Raw genomic sequence first — 17,256 nt, 5'->3', positions numbered from 1 at the left:
ATACATCTATCATTATAACTACAAACGATTCCAAAAACGACTCAATCATCGAGCTCCGATCGAATATCGAATTTCGATGGCTGCATAGTCTTTTTTACAGTTGTCTACTTGACGGGGATAAGTCCAACCAGTCTGTCCAAAATCAGAAAGAATTCATCCATCAATTGTGTGGACTTGCAGCATAAGATAGGATTCCATTAGGAATATATGCGTTTTATTCTCTTTTATTTTATTTTTGCACCAGAACCCTTAGCCATACTATCTTGTCACAAAAAAATGTTGAATAATTCATTATATTCAGTATAATTAACTTGTAACTATAATAACGTTTTTAGTTACAAGGGTTATACCGCTTGATTTCTAATAGAAGATTCCCCGTAAATCAAGTAGTAGAAAAAAATTTTGTACACCTTTGCATTCGGTATCCCTACTAAAATGTTTCTTTCAAATAAACAGGAAGAAGGAAGTGATAAGATGAATCAAATGAATACACTTTCTCTATGGACAGCGACTGCAAACAGCTATGAGAAAGGAAAAACTCTAGAAGGAAATGAAGAGGCAGATGTTGTCGTTATTGGCGCTGGTTTCACAGGTCTTTCCTCTGCTTATCATTTGCGAAAATTAGGAAAGAATGTCATTGTCCTAGAGCAAGAAACGATCGGATACGGCGCCAGCGGTCGTAACGGTGGGATGGTATTGCCAGGCTATAAGCCAACGATGCAGCAGCTTGCCAAAAAGTATGGTCCCGACGAGGCTAGACAGCTAAACGATCTCTCCTTGTTTAGTATTGAACTGGTAAAAAACATTATTGACGAACATCAAATCAACTGCGACTTTAGAAATACGGGTCACATTGTAGCGGCTTACAAAGCCAAACATTTTGAAGAATTGAAACTTGAAAGCGAATATTTAAACAAAAATTTCGGGTACGAATCAAGAGTGCTTGATCGAAGTCAATTGCATCAAGAGATCGATTCCCCAGTTTATTATGGTTGCTTAGTCGACGACTCGAGTTACTCGTTCCAGCCACTGAATTATGCAATTGGTTTGGGAGAAGCAGCTAAATCGATCGGTGCAAGAATCTTTGAGCATTCTAAAGCATTATCCATCGAGTACGGTCAAAATAGTGTGAAAGTTGAAACAGAAAAAGGTTCTGTTATTGCGAAAGACATTATTGTGGCGACAGATGGTTACTCTGGAAAAATCATGAGTGAACTAAACAAAGGCGTACTGCCAATTTCGGCACGTATTATTGCAACTGAACAGCTTCCAGAGTCATTGTTGAATGTTGTCATTCCTAAAGATCGCATGGTTTTTGATACGAGTAGTTTCCTTTACTATTTCCGTCGCACACCAGATAATCGAATCGTATTTGGCGGTGGCGATATTCGTCCAAACTTAGATGATGGCGTGTATCAAAAAGTTTACGATGCGATGGTAAACTTGATGCCGAAACTGGCAGGAAGCAAAATTGAATACCGTTGGGGTGGATTTATCGGGGTTACAATTGATACATTTCCGGTTATCGGCAGATCTAAAGAAGGCGCATATTTCGCAACAGGTTATACGGGCCACGGCGCTTCTCTCTCGACACTGTTCGGAAAGTTATTGGCACAATGGATCGTTACGGGGAGTGCAGGTGGATATCGATTTGAAAAGGAACGCCTAAAATCATTCCCGTTCCATAATCAGAAAACGATGCTTGTAAATCTAGCGCATATTGGTTTTAAACTGGTTGATATTTTTGCGTAAAGGAGAGTTGATTGTGAAAATTAACATGTTTATTGATGGGAAATGGGTAGAAGCGTTATCCGGTGCTAGAAGAAACGTTATTAATCCTGCAACTAGAGAGGTGATTGCATCGTCTGCTGATGGATCAGAAGACGATGCAAAGGCGGCAATCAAGGCGGCTCGCAAAGCGTTTGACAGCGGGATTTGGTCGGATTTATCGGCTGATGAAAGAGCTGAATATCTCTATAAGATTGCAGATCGTCTTGAAGAAAAGGCGGATGAAATTGCACGTTTGGAAACTGCAAATAACGGTAAGGTTATTCGTGCAACAACTTATGTGGATATTCCGGTGTCGATTCAATGCTTCCGCTATTATGCTGACTTGATCAAAGGCATGAAAAAAGAATCTTACACTCGTGCTGATTCTTCGGAAACAATTATTATTCATGAACCGATTGGTGTTTGTGGACTTATTGTACCTTGGAACTTCCCGCTTATGTTAGCGGTTTGGCAAATTGCTCCTGCACTCGCTGCCGGAAATACAATTGTAATTAAGCCTGCAGAGGTCACTCCTGTAAGCGTATTCAAATTATTTGAAATTATGGAGGAAGTCGGGCTTCCGGCCGGAGTGGCAAACTTGGTATTGGGACCTGGATCAAAAGTTGGGAATGAGCTTGCCGAGAGCCATGATGTTGATAAGATTGCTTTTACCGGCGGAACAAAAACAGGCCAAAGCATTATGCGCGCAGCTGCGGGAAATATGAAAAAAATTACACTTGAACTGGGAGGTAAATCTCCGCTTATTGTGTTCGACGATGTAGATTTTGAAACTGCTGTCGAGAATGCGATGTTCGGTATTTTCCACAATGCTGGGCAAGTTTGTTCAGCTGCATCCCGTCTGCTTGTACAAGAGACAATTTACGATAAATTTGTTGAAAGATTGGCTGAGCGTGCAAGCAAGATTGTAGTTGGCAACGGGGAAAGCGAGAACATTGAAATGGGAGCGCTCACAAACGAGGCTCATATGAATGACGTTTTACATTACATCAAGAGTGGAATCGAAGAAGGGGCAAAATTAGTTTGTGGTGGTAAGCGCTTAACAGAAAATGGACTTGATCGAGGATTTTTTATTGCACCAACGATCTTTGCTGATGTAAACACGAATATGCGTATTGTTAAGGAAGAGATTTTTGGTCCAGTCCTTGTTGTACAGAAATTTAAAGATGAGGAAGATGCAATCCAAAAAGCTAATGATTCCATTTATGGCTTAGCTGGTGCTGTATTTACTGAAGACGTGGATCGAGCAAAACGTGTCATTAGTAAATTGCGCGCGGGAATTACTTGGATTAATAGTTATCACCTCGCTTATGTTGAAGGGCCTTGGGGGGGATATAAGCAAAGTGGAATCGGAAGAGCCTTAGGTACTGTTGGACTGGAGCACTTTATGGAAATGAAGCAAATCAATATTCACCAGCATGCTAAGCCTGTAGGTTGGTATGCAAATTAATTTGGCTGAACTTGCTGTATAAACTATTTTTAGGAGGGTATGAGTATGGAAATAGCAGGAAACCGTCCCTCATCGAAGAAAGAAAAAGCAGAAATGATGAATAAGCCAGTAAATGATTCAGCACTGGGAACCAAAAGTATTCCTTTACTATATTTACGGTTTGCTTTGGCAGGAATTATGGCGAATGCGATTCTTGGAGTGGTAGCGGTTGTCGATGGCTATTTCGTCAGCGGCTTTCAGGAGCTAGAAATCGAAGGGATCGGAATTGGATTTACGGTCACGGTTATTACCCGTATGCTTGGCGTTCTTTTTGGTATAGGAGCCGGAGCGGTCATTTCACTTCGGCTTGGAGAAGGGAAAATCGAAGAAGCTAGGAGTACTATGGGACAAACTTTATGGTTTACTCTTTTCGTCTCCATTTTGCTAGCTGTACTTGGATTGGTCTTTGAAAATGAAATCATGACTTTATTCGGAGCAAGTCAGGATTCACTTCCATATGCGGTGAAATACAGCCGACTATTGTGGATTTCATTGCCAATAACGATATTGGCGGTTGTACTAAGTATTTTAACCAATATCGATGAAAAACCTATATTATCAATGAACAGTTGGTTAGTTGCAGCGGTTGTTGCCGGAATTGCAGAATGGATTATGATAACGAAATATGACATGGGGCTGATGGGTTCCTCGTGGGCGAATACAATTGCACAATCGATCCCTGTTTTACTCATCTTTTATTTTTGGTTCGGTAAAACAAAGCTTAAGCCAAAAATAAAAGATATGATGATTAATCTCAAGACAATTGGTGAAGTGGCTTGGACAGGCTTTGCATCTTTTTCGAGTCAGCTCATGATGTTTTTTTCTATTATTTTCTTTAATAACTTACTGCAAAGCTACGGTGGCGGGCTGCACGTTGCCGCTTTCACGGTTCAAAACGGTTACATTACAAATCTGCTCGCCTTAGCGGCGCTCGGTGGGATGACGGGACTTCAACCGATTATTAGTTATAATTACGGTGCGGGCAATCTTGATCGTGTTAAACAAGCAATTAAGATTGGACTTATTTTTACGGTTGCCTTCTTTTTGCTTGCGACAGCTTTACTAATTATTTTTGCAAATCCAATTATGTCATTTTTCTCTGGAGGCAATCCAGATTTACAGAAACTCGGAATCTGGACGACAATTGTATTTAATTGCATGTTTACATTAAATGCCGTTAGTTTGCTGATCTCCGGTTATTTCGAATCACAAGAGAAAAACTGGTCCGCAACGTTTATTAATGTTAGCAAAATGTTGTTTTTTTCATTCCCGTTCATGTTTATTTTCCCAAAATATTGGGGAGTTGATGGTATTTGGTATTCCGCTCCAGCTGCTGAAATTCCAGGTGTTCTTATTGCGATTTATTTTCTTCGAAAAGAGTTGAAACGTTTAAAGGAACCAAAAGTAACGTAAGCATACTGATATCAATTAATCTTTTAAAATTATTTACAAGAAAGAGAGATGATGAGAATGTTTTTTGCGAAAAAAATTACAGCTGAAGAAGCACAAAGATTAAGTGTAGACACTTGGGAGCCATGGATAGGCGAACCTAGTAAAGGAACTTGGCACGTAGAAGAGCAGGAAGTTTTTTATGTGACAGACGGTGAAGTGTTTATTACTGTAGATGGAGAAAAGTATCATATTACAAAGGACTGGGTCGTTTCTTTGGCTAAAGATCTTGTTTGTGAATGGGACTGCCCGGAATTTTTGAAAAAGAATTATAAAATGAACCATGAGATCAATTTGAAATAATGTGAACTTAGGAGTGGCATATGATTATCACAGCCGTATACTTTGCCTAAATATTTGTGGTTTTCGGTACACAGCGCCGTTATCCAATCTTGCGTCATATTCAATTGCTACTTACTTTACGCAAATAAAATTCAGAATATTTAAACATATTGGAGGTGTTTGCAAATGAATATAAATCAAAAAGCTGATATCGTTATCTCAAGTAATGCTGTTTTTACAGGTCTTGCGGATAAGCCCATCCCTGCTTATATCGCCATTATTAATAATAAGATTGCAGCCATTGGTTCCGAAATAGAAATGAATCCGTTTATTGGACCAGACACGAAAGTATATCATTATTCCGATCGACTTATTATGGCTGGCTTTCATGATTTTCACTTGCATATACTTGGAGGAAGTCTTGCAGAAGACAGTGTTTTTCTAGCCGATGCACACTCAGAAGAAGAAGCGATAAAAATGGTAGCCAATTTTGCCGATTCAAGACCAGAAGATTCATGGATTATTGGTTTTTCTTGGGATCAAAGCAATTGGGACAACAAGCAGCTTCCAAATCGTGCTGCACTCGATCGCGTACTCCCAGAACGTCCTGTTATTCTCTTTCATATGGAAGGGCATTATGCCTGGGTAAATAGCAAAGCGCTTGAGATTGCAAGTATTAATCGAAATACAGATAATCCGCCCCACGGGATTATTGCAAAAGATGAAAACGGAGAACCAATGGGTATTTTGTATGAGACAGCGATTGCACTCGTGTCGAATCATGCATTCAATTTTTCAAGGGAACGCCGTATGAGAATGATGAAAGGATTTCTCGGACAGGCGGCTGCACTGGGTGTGACTTCAGTTAACGATTTGTATGGATCGCCTGCTATGGAAAAATTACAGGATTTTGAATTGTTTAGTGATCTGGATAAAAACGGAGAATTAACTGCGCGGATTCATCTTTCACCTCCTTTAAATGATGATATAGAACGTGCGAAACAATTGCGTGATACTTATGCATCAGACAAGCTTCGAGTCTCGGGGTTGAAACAGTTTGTTGATGGAGTAATAACCGGCTATACCGCGTTTTTAGTTGAATCATATTCAGATAAAACAGAAAACTTTGGTGAAACAGCTGTTTCGCCAGATGCGATTAAAAAATGGATAGTAGAGGCTGATCGAGAAGGCTTTCAAATCCGCCTTCATGCAATTGGTGACGGTGCGATTCGCCTAGCTTTGGATGCTTTTGAGGAAGCCCAGAAAAAGAATGGTAAGCGAGATGCTAGGCATTGTGTGGAACATGTGGAGGTTATTCATTCGGATGAAATCGCTCGTTTCCAAAAGCTTGGAGTGATCGCATCAATGCAACCAGAACATTTGGGTCTTGGTAAGGAGCAACGGATAACTTATGTTTCACGTATTGGAAAAGAACGTGAGCCCTTTGTTTTTGCAATGAAAACGTTAAAGGATTCAGGTGCAATGTTGGCTTTTGGTACTGATTATCCAATTGTGCAATTAAATCCGATGCTAGGCATTTATCGTGCACTAACAAGAATTGGATATGATGGATCACCGACAGAAGGATGGAATCCGCAGGAGCGTCTGTCACTATCCGAAGTCTTGAAAGATTATACGTTATCCCCTGCCTATGGATCATTCAGAGAAAAGGAATTGGGCACACTTGAAGTGGGAAAACTGGCAGATCTTGTTGTATTAAACAGAAACCTCTTCGAAATCCCAGTTGAAGAAATACGAGACGTTCGAGTAGTCTTAACTATGGTTGATGGAGCTATCGTTTTTCAAGATGCAGGATGTAAGAAGGTTCCCATATAAAGATAAAAAACGAAAGGAATATATGTTCCTTTCATTTTTTTATTAGACCATTATTATGATTTATTTTTGACTAAGCCGAACAATAATACGTCTACAATAGAAGAGAGTGCTTCCGGTAAGGTAATATTATTTTCCATGTAAAAACGTTGATCAAAGATTGAATTTGTAGCATCTATAATCAGCTTTACAGCAAGTGTTGTATTGATTTCAATGAGTTCACCTTGCTGTATACCTTCTTCGAGTAATAAACGCAGAGCTTCCCATTCGCTCAAAGCGTCATTCACTTTTGTCCATTGCTCCGGGTAATAGCGCTTCATTTGTTCCAACACTTTGAAGTCGTAAAACTCAAAATTGGGCAACACAGTACAAATCTGTCTGATTTTTTCAATCAGGCTTAAAGATGTATTATTCATAATCTGTTCTGTTTTTTCATCGAATTCCGATAACGATTGATCAATGATTAACTCCAAAATTTCAGCTTTCGAAGAAAAATGTTGATAAAGGTATCGTTTGTTTACACCAATACGGTTTGCTAAATCATCCATTGTGAACTTCATGCCTTTATCATGAATCTCTTCATTAAAAGCTCTTATAATGCGTTCCCTCATTCCTAGTACTCCTTAAATTAGAAATTTGTTGAAAATGTTATCTAAACTAAGTTACTTAACTTTCGCACCTTGAAAATTATTTTTAACCTTTGTCTGTGTCTGTGCCATATTTTCTGTTGGGACAATTCCCTTATTGACACATAACACCTTTCTTTTTAGCAGGATGGAAGCAATCAAACTCCCAATTAAAAACGGAAAGGTACATATCTTCCATAATACACTACTACTCCCTGTCCGAAAAGGCACTTAACTCGACTATCTCAAGTATTTTTAATCCATAACGTAAGATCCTTTTTTGAACCAATTTGGCATTGCATATCGTTCGAGTATGCGAGGTTAATCACATCATCTTCGTAGGTACACGTCACGGTTCGATATACTGTCAATCTGATCAAACACAGCACGTCGGTCACGTTCCCGAAAGGTCTCACGTGCAAATGGGAGATTCCGCATTACATCAATAGGGCGTATAAAAACAATTCTGAACTGGAATCCCCCTCGACCGACACATTCTTCACCACTAAATCAAAACAGCTATCCGGGCAAAGGTCCCGCGGTAGCTGTTTTGATTCAACCTTTCAATTCTGGCACCCGGTTGTTTGCTTGCATTTTCATGATAGTTGGATATATCTCCTGAACAAACGATACATCGATGAGTACAGTATAAAGATACTTGGTTCACCAGAGACAGATAAAAATGTTTACCCTGTCCGATCACCTATCGATCGAACAAGATAAACATTTACTTTTACGCCTAATGCTTCATTGCCTTAGGACTATCCAGCTTGATAGACGATCTCTCCATCAATGATTGTCATGTGAACAGGAAGATCAGCGATATCGGCAGGGGCAGCTTGCAAAATGCTTCCGTCCAGGATCACTAGATCGGCCAGTTTTCCAACTTCGATGCTCCCTTTGTATTGTTCGTCAAAGCTCGCGTAAGCTCCGTTCCATGTGTAAGCCCGGATCGCTTCTGTTACGGAAACAGTTTGATCGTTTCCAATCTCCTGTCCCTGCTTGCTCTTCCGGTTCACCGCCGCTTGAATTCCGAATAGCGGACGATAATCGGTCACTGGGCTATCGGAGCCCGCTGCTGCAATGATGTTATTTTTAAAAAAGTCACGAAGTGGATACATTTGATTCACCCGATCTCCGTAGTTATGGACGTATCCATTTCCATATTCATAGAAGAAAGCAGGGTTAGGTATCGGGATGACACCAAGCTGTTTCATCCGTTCAATTAGATCCGGTTCTGAAATCCCTGCATGTTCAATACGTGGTCGGGCATTTGGGCGAGGATATTCCTTCAGGGCGGCCTCTATACAATTCAATACCATTTCAATTGCACGATCTCCCTGTGCATGGGCTGTAATCTGGAATCCTTTTTTATGAGCCTCTACTAATTGTCGGTTTAGTTCTTCCTGTGTATAGTACAAAATACCGTAATCCTCTGGGTTACTTGTATACGGCTTACGGGTAGCAATGGTCGGCCCGCTGCTGCTGCCATCCGTGAACAGCTTTGCCGGTCCGATTTTAAACCTGTCATTCCCTAGGCCTGTTACCATTCCAGCGTTAATCATGCTTTCCAAAAATAATTCGGGATTGTCTAATGCGCAGACCATCGCATAAATGCGCACTTTGACCAAGCCTTGACGAACCGCCTCATGCATCGCTCGAAACCCCTCGGAGTCATTGCAACCTGCATCATGGATACTGGTAATCCCAGCCGCTACAAAATCGGCAGACGCTAACGCCAAGGCTTGGGCTGTTTCTTCTTCGGAATAGGTTACTTTATTGGAAATTTGGAAATGAGCTGTTTCAATTAAACGACCTGTAAGCTCTCCCTCGGCGCTGTGTTCAATCATCCCTCCTTTAGGATCGGGCGTATCCTTGTGAATACCGAGGATTTCCAGTGCTTTTGAATTGACCACCGAAATATGGTTGCACGCGCGTATAATGATAATCGGGTGCTCCATTGAAATCTGATCCAATTCTTCTCTAGTCGGATACCGCTGTTCCGCGATTTTGGTCTCATTGAAGCCCCAAGCCCGCACCCATTTTTCTGCCGGGAGCCCGGACGCTTTTTTACGTAAATCCTGAAAAATATCCTGCAGGGAATGAATATGTGTAGCTTTGCAGCTTACCCCCAGCTTGTCTATGCCATACGAGGAAATGTGCAAATGTGAATCGATAAATCCCGGCAAGAGGGTTTTCCCTTTCAAATCAATTACCGTTGTCTGCGGACTGATAAGACGCTTAATCTCCTCTGAGGTACCGACGGCGATAATCCGGTTCCTTTTTACCGCAATCGCTTCTACTATTCGATTCTGTTCGTCTACCGTAATAACCTCGCCATGAAGAAATACGATGTCTGGCATTCTTAAACCCCCTTATTTTCTTGGAAAGTTGCATTATTATCATTGCACAACATTACTGTTGCACAACTCATGCCAATATTTAAATTATTATGTCTAATAGATTGGTGTATTGTTCTTGAGCGTCCTCTAGTTTCTCATCGATCATATTTGTGATAATAGGCAAATTGCTCTTCCTGTTTATTTGAAAGAAACATTTTTGTGGGGGATACCGAATGCAAAAATGTACAAAAATTTTTGCTACTACTTGATTTACGGGGAATCTTCTATTAGAAATCAAGTGGTATACCCATAGTAACTAAAAACGTTATTATAGTTACAAGTTAATTATACTGAATATAAAGAATTATTCAATACTTTTTAGGTCTGGTGCAAGGAATCTAACAAACTTGGACATACTGTGTAGATTTACAATGAAAACTGACCCACTTTTCGCATCGAAAAGTGACCCATCCCTAAAATAAAAAATATAATTCTCTCATAACGAAATGAGAGGAGTTTAAGCAAGGGGGCACCCATTCGAGCACTAAAACAAGAAGGACATTCTATTCGATCTATTACCAAATTATTAAATGCCTCAAGAAATACAGTAAGAAAAGCATTAAAAGCAGAAAAAGTCCCTACTTATCAACTTATCAAAGGAAAGAAAAAGAAGATAAGTAAATTGTTCCATTCGAAGAGATAATTCGAAAATATGTAGGTGAAGGATTAATTGGAACTTTTCATTAGGATCTGCTTATCATGGTGTGAGAGTTTTGATAATACTTTTTATATAGCTTAAAAGGTAATAAGAGAATTTATATTGAATAAAAAGAGACTGTAAAATTTTCTATTCAAATCAACTTACATTCATTTCTTTGTATGCCAAAATTCGGTTGGTTAACCTGGTAAAAGGAAGGTGTAATTTTGAAGAAATTTATCTTAGTGCTATTGCTCTTGGTGAATATTTGCTATATAGTAATTTGTTTTACTAATTTCGAAGTTTTTGCTCCCAACTCTGTATGGATGGTTTTTTTTATCATTAGTTTATGTCTATCTATTCTTTATTTATATCGTTCGAGAAAACAATCTGGCTATAATCCATATTTAGCAGTTGCAGTTTTAGTTACAGGTATTAGTTCTTTAGGTGCTTATGGTTTTCGATATTTTTTATCTCATCTTATGGGGTAACAGTTATTCAACTATCGAGTACTGAATTTAATAGTAAAGGCATTAAAATTAAAAAACAAACTAGTACATAAAATCGTAATTAGGAAAAAATGAAATAGGATGTCATAGTAGTCGCTGAACAGAAAAAAATCATATGTGATTATCTGATTAAAAGCAATAAAATTCTGAATGTTAAGTGCATAAAAGTGATAGTTCTATTTGACTTCGTATCATGGAGCGTTTGAAAAACAGGCAAGAGTAATTATCAAATTTGGGAGAATAAAAATTTCTCAAGTAACGGGGAGGGTGCAGCAATGATTTATGTGATTAGACACGGGCGAACAGATTTGAACAAAGAAGGAAGACTGCAAGGGAGATTAGGTTTTCCATTAAATGAATATGGTATAGAGCAAGCCGAATGTTTAAGAGACAAACTTCAAAATGTAAAATTTGATTATGTATTTTCTTCTCCACAAGTAAGAGCTATTCAAACAGCAGAGATAGCAACGGGTATAAAAGCAATAACTGATGCAAGGCTTGATGTTTTTGATTTAGGAGAAGCTGATGGATTAAAAAAAGGCGAAGTAAAAATGGTTGGAGTCGTTCCTGATTCTAGTGTTTATAATGGTGTTGAAGAAATCAACAGTTACATGAAAAGAGTTTTTGGCTTCATGCATGAACTTGAAGTTGAATACAGCAAAAGAGAATTAAACATTTTACTATCTGGTCATAGATGTACAACTGGTTGTATTGGCGCTTATTTTGAAGGTATGCCAGAAGACGGCAATATTTTAAGGTTTTCATCCGATAATGGAGAATATAAAGTATATAATTTCAATATGACTCGTGGTGTAAATACTTACTGAGTTAGTACTGTATACCCAAGCCATCCAATTAAGAAATAAACAGGTATGGAAAACAAGATTGATAACCAAACTTTTTGTTTTTTTATTGATTGTGCTGCACCCACATAAAGAAAAGGTAAAATGAGTCCCCACACAGAAAATAGGGGAGATCCGACCAAATAGAGTGATAAAGGTATAATGAGTACTGCAGAAATCATCAAAGGGCTGGATTTTCTAAAATATATTCCAAACAGTGAAAAAATAATGGAGGCAATCATAAAAGGCCAAAACAACAATTGTATCCAATTAATCTCCATTCTCCTGCCTCCTTCAATAGTATACATATTTCCATACTTCAATTTACAGTTAAAATCCTTTAGGTATGATAGAAATGTATTTTTTACTCCTGTGAAATTCATATCATTAGGATTATCTATAGTAAGATATTGATGTGTAATAGGGGATACATAATAAGAACTTGATATGATTTAGAGTGTAAGGCGGATTTGGGGAGGAATTTGAATGTCAGATAAAATTATTGTAGTACCTTATAAAAGTGAGTGGCCAAGAGAGTTTCAAAATCTAGGTGATTCGTTAAGAACTGCTTTAGGGGACGTTGCGATAAGAATTGACCATATTGGTTCTACATCGATACCGGGTTTAGCGGCAAAACCAATTATTGATGTGCAAATTTCTGTAAAAACCTTAGAATTATTGGATTCTTTTAGGGAACCTCTAGAAAGTTTAGGATTTATTTATCGAGCAGATAATTTAGATCGTTCTAAACGTTATTTCCGTGAAGCTTCTGGCAATAGGAGAACACATATACATGTGCGACGTGAAGGGAGTTGGCCTGAGCAACTTGCGCTCTTATTTAGAGACTATATGCGCAATCATCCAGAAGACTGTAAACGATATGAAGACTTAAAATATAAACTAGCGAAAGAGTACGAAAATGACCGACACAGGTACACAGAAGCAAAAGATTTTCTGATTTGGGAGATTTTAAGAAAAGCGGATAAATGGAGTCAAAATATTGGTTGGATTCCTCCAAAATCAGATGCGTAACAGGCGCTTAAGTAAGGGGAGGAGAAAGAATGGTTAAAGCTGTTATTTTCGATTTAGATGGAACTCTATTAGATAGAGATCGTTCTCTTAAACTTTTTATTAAAGATCAATATAAGAGATATATCGATGAGCTAAAAGATGTGTCTGAAGAGCAATATGTAAATCGATTTATTGAATTAGATAATAAGGGCTATGTTTGGAAAGACAAAGTATATGAGCAATTACTTCGAGAATATTCTATTTCTAGTTTAACTTGGGAGCAGTTATTAGAGGATTACATAAACAACTTTCAACATCACTGTACTCCTTTTTCTAACATGGGGCACGTATTACAAGAGCTTAAAAATAGAGGAATATCATTAGGCATAATCACAAATGGATTCACTGAATTCCAGCTACTGAATATTCGTGCTCTAGGGATTGATAAGTATATGGATGTCATATTAGTGTCAGAGCAAGAGGGGCTTAAAAAACCACAAGCTGAAATCTTCCTAAGAGCTTTAGGTAGATTAGGTGTTACTCCTGAAGAAAGTGTGTATGTAGGCGATCATCCAGAGAATGATGTAATAGGAGCTCGAAATGTAGGAATGCATGCAATATGGAAAAAGGATGCGTTTTGGGGAAATCCGTTTACAGATGAACATGTAATCGATGATTTACAAGAGTTGTTATCTATAGTTAATATACTTCAAAGAGTTTAAGTGATAGGGGATATTTATGTGCTCGGTTCGTGTTATGAGTATACGTAATTATTGTTACTAGACAACTGTCACAAAGTTATTTATTTTACATCAAAAATAGGAAGCTGACATAATTTAGCTTCCTATTTTCATTTAATCTTGCATTGTGACTTAATATAACTCATAGCTTGTATGTGCTAAAAAATTATTATGTTATTGCAAGAAAACATGTGGATTAAACAGTTATTATTATAGTGTTTCTGATTTTTCCACTAATCTAGATTTGTACATTTTTCCCCAATTCCTCATTTGAACAATAATCGGCTCTAGCGTTCTTCCGAAATCAGTTAAAGAATACTCTACTTTAGGGGGAACCTCTGGGTAAACTTTTCTATGTACAATTCCGTCGTTTTCTAGTTCGCTTAATTGTAAAGATAACATTCGCTGTGTAATGCCGGGAATGAGCCTTCGCAACTCATTGAAACGCTTTTTTTCATCTAATAGATGATACAAAATAACACCTTTCCATTTTCCGCCGATAACATCTAGTGTTATTTCAACAGGACAACCCTCCTGGCAACCATAACCGCTTTTTCTATTCCTCATAAATATAGCACTCCATAGTAATATTTATATTGATGGTAACACTAATGATACTATACTACATGAATGTGCCTTCTTACATAATTTAATTTAGTTATCTATAATTGAAAGGGAAGACAGATTTTATGAAGTGGAGGAAATGAACATGAAAGCAATTGGTTTATTAGAATATTTACCAATCGAAAATGAGAACAGTTTGATTGATATTGAATTACCAAGACCTATGCCGAAAGGAAGGGACTTACTCGTTAAAATCCATGCCATTTCTGTTAATCCCGTTGATACAAAAGTTCGAGCGCCAAAAGATAAGAAAGAAGAAGAGCCGAAAATACTTGGATGGGATGCTAGTGGTGTTGTTGTAGAAGTTGGCGAAGATTGTACATTATTTCAACCGGGTGATGAAGTTTTCTATGCAGGGAGTATTACAAGACCTGGTACATACAGTGAATATCATGTAGTAGATGAAAGAATTGTTGGAACAAAACCGAAAAATTTAACTCACGCACAATCAGCTGCTATACCTTTAACAGCTATTACAGCGTGGGAAGGAATGTTTGAACGTTTAGCAATTGATTTTAATAATAAGGAAAAGAATAAATCCAAAAATATTTTAATCATTGGCGGCGCAGGTGGTGTAGGATCTATTGCGATACAATTAGCGAAATGGGCGGGTCTTAATGTCATTACAACAGCCTCTCGAACTGAAACGAAAGATTGGGTAGAAAACTTAGGTGCTGATTATGTGATCAATCACCATAAATCATTTAAAGAACAATTGTCACAGATTGAAATAGCAGAAGTTGATTACATTTTTTGCTTAAATAATACAGATCAACATTGGAACGGTATGGCAGAAGTAATCAAACCACAAGGCGGGATTTGTTCTATTGTAGAAAATGAGAAACCATTAGCATTAGGTTTATTAAAAAGTAAAAGTGCTACATTTGTTTGGGAATTCATGTTTACACGACCTATGTACGAAACAGAAGATATGATTAACCAACATCTTTTATTAAATCAAGTGAGTGAATTGCTTGAGCAAAATATTATTAAGACAACATTAAACAAGACATTATCGCCAATTCACGCTGCTAATATTAGAAAAGCGCATGCGATGATTGAAACAGGAAGTACGGTTGGGAAAATCGTATTAGAAACATTTTAAAAATATAAACGAATATTGTATATGGAAAATGGAGCTGTACGTATTACGGCTCCATTTTTACATGGATAAAAATTTATTATGTTTATCTTTTTCGAAAATAAACGGCCTGTTCTTTTCTAATTTTATAAGACCCCTCATATACATATTATTTTAGAGAAAACATCTTGTAAGTAATATTTATCGCTGTAGAAGAGTGAGTTTCTTCACTTTCAAAATTTTTTTCATTGTGATAAGGAAGGAAAACGAGGGAGCGGTGAGAAAAAGCGTTATAAGAGGTGCAATTTACATATATCGAGCGGGAGGGAATTGTATGTATATTTTTATTGGGATTGGAATTTTAATTGTGATCCTTGTTTTTTTATTAGCAGAAAAATTCGCTCCAAATTCAGTTATGATGGTAAGTTTTCAAGGGAAGCAACTAAAAAAATTTCTTCTAGGACTTACGATTATTTCTATCTTTTGTACAGCTTACGGAATATATCATAAAATGACATATAAACTCCCGTATATTGATATTACAGTAAATAGTGAGAAATATACTGTTTTTGGAAACATTGGAGAGTTAGGGTATTATTCGGATACATTGATTAAAAAAGGGCAAGAAACGCAAATGTATATAATACTTTGGAAAGATATTCACCCAGCAGATGTTCGAATGCTCATCACGTATCCATCTGGAAAAGAAGAAGTTTGGGAACCTAAAATGTCTTTGCTTACGGCTGAATCTATACAAGACTTGAATCAGAAATTTAAAATAAAAGAAATTTATGAGTTGTCTCCTTATACGTTTAAAGAAGCAGGAAATGTAAAAATAACTTTAAAAAATGGAGCGAATGTGATTGGAAGTATGCCTGTGAAAGTGAAAGAGTCAAAATAATGATTCTTGAATTAACTGTGGATACAATTTGCTTCTTTTTATGCAGCGTCTTAGAAATAAGAAAGAGGGGATGAATATTGGATTATTTAGTCATACATAGGTATAGAACGAATTATCCTAATCCTATTACTTTAGTGAAGGGACAGTTATTCATTGTAGGTGAAAAATACACTGGACCAGAAAAATGGGAGAAGTGGTACTAAAGATATTAAAACTGATAACAAGATTAAAAGGGTAATAGATATTATTTATGTATTATATCTATTACCTTTTATTTTTTATATAATTAGATTTAATTGATGATTTACAAGAGTTGTTGTCTAAAATGAATACATTCCAAAGAGTTTAATACAGCAAAGGTACAGAGAAATACAAAAAAGCTAAATTGAACATGTAGATAAAATGTATTGGAGGGATTGGATTGTTCATAAGAGAGGCAACAGAAAAAGACGCAGAGGGCATTTTATTTATTCGAAAAAGCATTATCTCTCAAAAGGAGTTTTTCATTCCTACAAGTGAAGAATTTCATGTAGATACTGAAATGCAGCGAAAGAAAACAATTACAAATAGTCAGCAGGGCGGTGTAACATTCGTTGCGGAAGAGAGTGGACGTATTGTCGGTTTTTTAACATTTAACAGAAACACAATGAAGCGCTTAAATCATACTGGCTCATTTGGAATGGGGATTTTTGATGATTATCGCAATCAAGGTGTAGGAACAAAAATGCTTTTACAATTAGTAGATTGGGCAAAAACACAAGATGGCATAGAAAAAATTTGTTTAGGTGTTTTATCAACAAATAAACGAGCGATAAAAGTATATGAAAAAATAGGTTTCAAAGAAGAAGGTAGAGAGAAAAAGCATATTAAATTTGAGAACGGACAATATGCAGATAATATTATAATGGCATTGCATTTACTATAATAAATGAAAAACAGAATAAAGGAAAATTTCAATGACATTCCCAATTCTAGAAACCGATCGTTGTATCTTTAAAATAAAGTTTAATCAAAAACGTTCAGAAACCCCATATTCTACGGC

The 17,256-nt window shown here is 37.2% G+C and carries 15 protein-coding genes; 11 read left to right on the top strand and 4 right to left on the bottom strand.

Going from position 1 to position 17,256, the window contains the following annotated elements; all coding sequences use genetic code 11:
- The first annotated feature begins 435 nt into the window (after positions 1-435).
- The 5 genes from LRP84_RS12770 to LRP84_RS12750 all read left to right on the top strand — a co-directional run bounded on the left by LRP84_RS12770 (position 436) and on the right by LRP84_RS12750 (position 6,844).
- A complete protein-coding gene (locus LRP84_RS12770) occupies positions 436-1,752 on the top strand; it encodes an NAD(P)/FAD-dependent oxidoreductase (protein WP_230575428.1) in 1,317 nt (438 codons plus the stop codon).
- A 13-nt stretch (positions 1,753-1,765) separates the two neighbouring features.
- The gene (locus LRP84_RS12765; protein WP_230575421.1) at positions 1,766-3,238 is read left to right on the top strand and encodes an aldehyde dehydrogenase family protein; all 1,473 of its coding nucleotides are present in this window, start codon (positions 1,766-1,768) and stop codon (positions 3,236-3,238) included.
- 45 nt (positions 3,239-3,283) lie between these two features.
- Positions 3,284-4,690 carry an MATE family efflux transporter gene (locus LRP84_RS12760; RefSeq protein WP_230575420.1) on the top strand — a complete coding sequence of 469 codons (1,407 nt, stop codon included), beginning with the start codon at positions 3,284-3,286 and terminating at the stop codon, positions 4,688-4,690.
- A 57-nt stretch (positions 4,691-4,747) separates the two neighbouring features.
- Positions 4,748-5,029: a cupin domain-containing protein gene (locus LRP84_RS12755; RefSeq protein WP_230575427.1), complete on the top strand. Its 282-nt coding sequence runs from the start codon at positions 4,748-4,750 to the stop codon at positions 5,027-5,029.
- A 165-nt stretch (positions 5,030-5,194) separates the two neighbouring features.
- The gene (locus LRP84_RS12750; protein WP_230575419.1) at positions 5,195-6,844 is read left to right on the top strand and encodes an amidohydrolase; all 1,650 of its coding nucleotides are present in this window, start codon (positions 5,195-5,197) and stop codon (positions 6,842-6,844) included.
- A 53-nt stretch (positions 6,845-6,897) separates the two neighbouring features.
- Here LRP84_RS12750 and LRP84_RS12745 read toward each other — a convergent pair whose 3' ends face one another.
- Together LRP84_RS12745 and LRP84_RS12740 are read right to left on the bottom strand one after the other, a co-directional pair.
- The gene (locus tag LRP84_RS12745) at positions 6,898-7,452 is read right to left on the bottom strand and encodes a TetR/AcrR family transcriptional regulator (RefSeq protein ID WP_230575418.1); all 555 of its coding nucleotides are present in this window, start codon (positions 7,450-7,452) and stop codon (positions 6,898-6,900) included.
- 776 nt (positions 7,453-8,228) lie between these two features.
- On the bottom strand, positions 8,229-9,830 hold the full coding sequence (locus LRP84_RS12740; protein ID WP_230575417.1) for an amidohydrolase: 1,602 nt from the start codon (positions 9,828-9,830) through the stop codon (positions 8,229-8,231).
- Positions 9,831-11,290: 1,460 nt separating this feature from the next.
- On the opposite strand from LRP84_RS12740, the gene LRP84_RS12735 reads away from it, so the two are divergent.
- Positions 11,291-11,842 carry a histidine phosphatase family protein gene (locus LRP84_RS12735; protein ID WP_230575416.1) on the top strand — a complete coding sequence of 184 codons (552 nt, stop codon included), beginning with the start codon at positions 11,291-11,293 and terminating at the stop codon, positions 11,840-11,842.
- Here LRP84_RS12735 and LRP84_RS12730 read toward each other — a convergent pair.
- Positions 11,836-12,138, bottom strand: coding sequence for a hypothetical protein (locus LRP84_RS12730; protein WP_230575415.1), 303 nt, complete (start codon positions 12,136-12,138; stop codon positions 11,836-11,838). The two genes, LRP84_RS12735 and LRP84_RS12730, sit on opposite strands and share 7 nt — an antisense overlap.
- A 205-nt stretch (positions 12,139-12,343) precedes the next feature.
- On the opposite strand from LRP84_RS12730, the gene LRP84_RS12725 reads away from it, so the two are divergent.
- Positions 12,344-12,889 carry a GrpB family protein gene (locus tag LRP84_RS12725; RefSeq protein WP_230575414.1) on the top strand — a complete coding sequence of 182 codons (546 nt, stop codon included), beginning with the start codon at positions 12,344-12,346 and terminating at the stop codon, positions 12,887-12,889.
- 29 nt (positions 12,890-12,918) lie between these two features.
- On the top strand, positions 12,919-13,590 hold the full coding sequence (locus LRP84_RS12720) for an HAD family hydrolase (protein WP_230575413.1): 672 nt from the start codon (positions 12,919-12,921) through the stop codon (positions 13,588-13,590).
- A 228-nt stretch (positions 13,591-13,818) separates the two neighbouring features.
- Here the strand turns inward: LRP84_RS12720 and LRP84_RS12715 are convergent, their stop codons facing one another.
- Positions 13,819-14,175 carry a winged helix-turn-helix transcriptional regulator gene (locus LRP84_RS12715; protein ID WP_154712817.1) on the bottom strand — a complete coding sequence of 119 codons (357 nt, stop codon included), beginning with the start codon at positions 14,173-14,175 and terminating at the stop codon, positions 13,819-13,821.
- Between the two features lie 142 nt (positions 14,176-14,317).
- On the opposite strand from LRP84_RS12715, the gene LRP84_RS12710 reads away from it, so the two are divergent.
- The 3 genes from LRP84_RS12710 to LRP84_RS12700 all read left to right on the top strand — a co-directional run bounded on the left by LRP84_RS12710 (position 14,318) and on the right by LRP84_RS12700 (position 17,139).
- Positions 14,318-15,337 (top strand): zinc-binding alcohol dehydrogenase family protein, encoded by a 1,020-nt coding sequence (locus LRP84_RS12710; RefSeq protein ID WP_230575412.1) that lies wholly within the window; start codon positions 14,318-14,320, stop codon positions 15,335-15,337.
- A gap of 310 nt (positions 15,338-15,647) precedes the next feature.
- Positions 15,648-16,214 (top strand): hypothetical protein, encoded by a 567-nt coding sequence (locus LRP84_RS12705; RefSeq protein WP_230575411.1) that lies wholly within the window; start codon positions 15,648-15,650, stop codon positions 16,212-16,214.
- Positions 16,215-16,635: 421 nt separating this feature from the next.
- Positions 16,636-17,139 carry a GNAT family N-acetyltransferase gene (locus LRP84_RS12700; protein ID WP_230575410.1) on the top strand — a complete coding sequence of 168 codons (504 nt, stop codon included), beginning with the start codon at positions 16,636-16,638 and terminating at the stop codon, positions 17,137-17,139.
- Positions 17,140-17,256 lie beyond the last annotated feature (117 nt).

The sequence above is a fragment of the Bacillus rhizoplanae genome, from assembly GCF_917563915.1.
Lineage (GTDB): Bacteria > Bacillota > Bacilli > Bacillales > Bacillaceae_G > Bacillus_A > Bacillus_A rhizoplanae.
The sequence above is the reverse complement of the archived record's forward strand: the minus strand, read 5'-3'. Positions and strand labels throughout refer to the sequence as shown.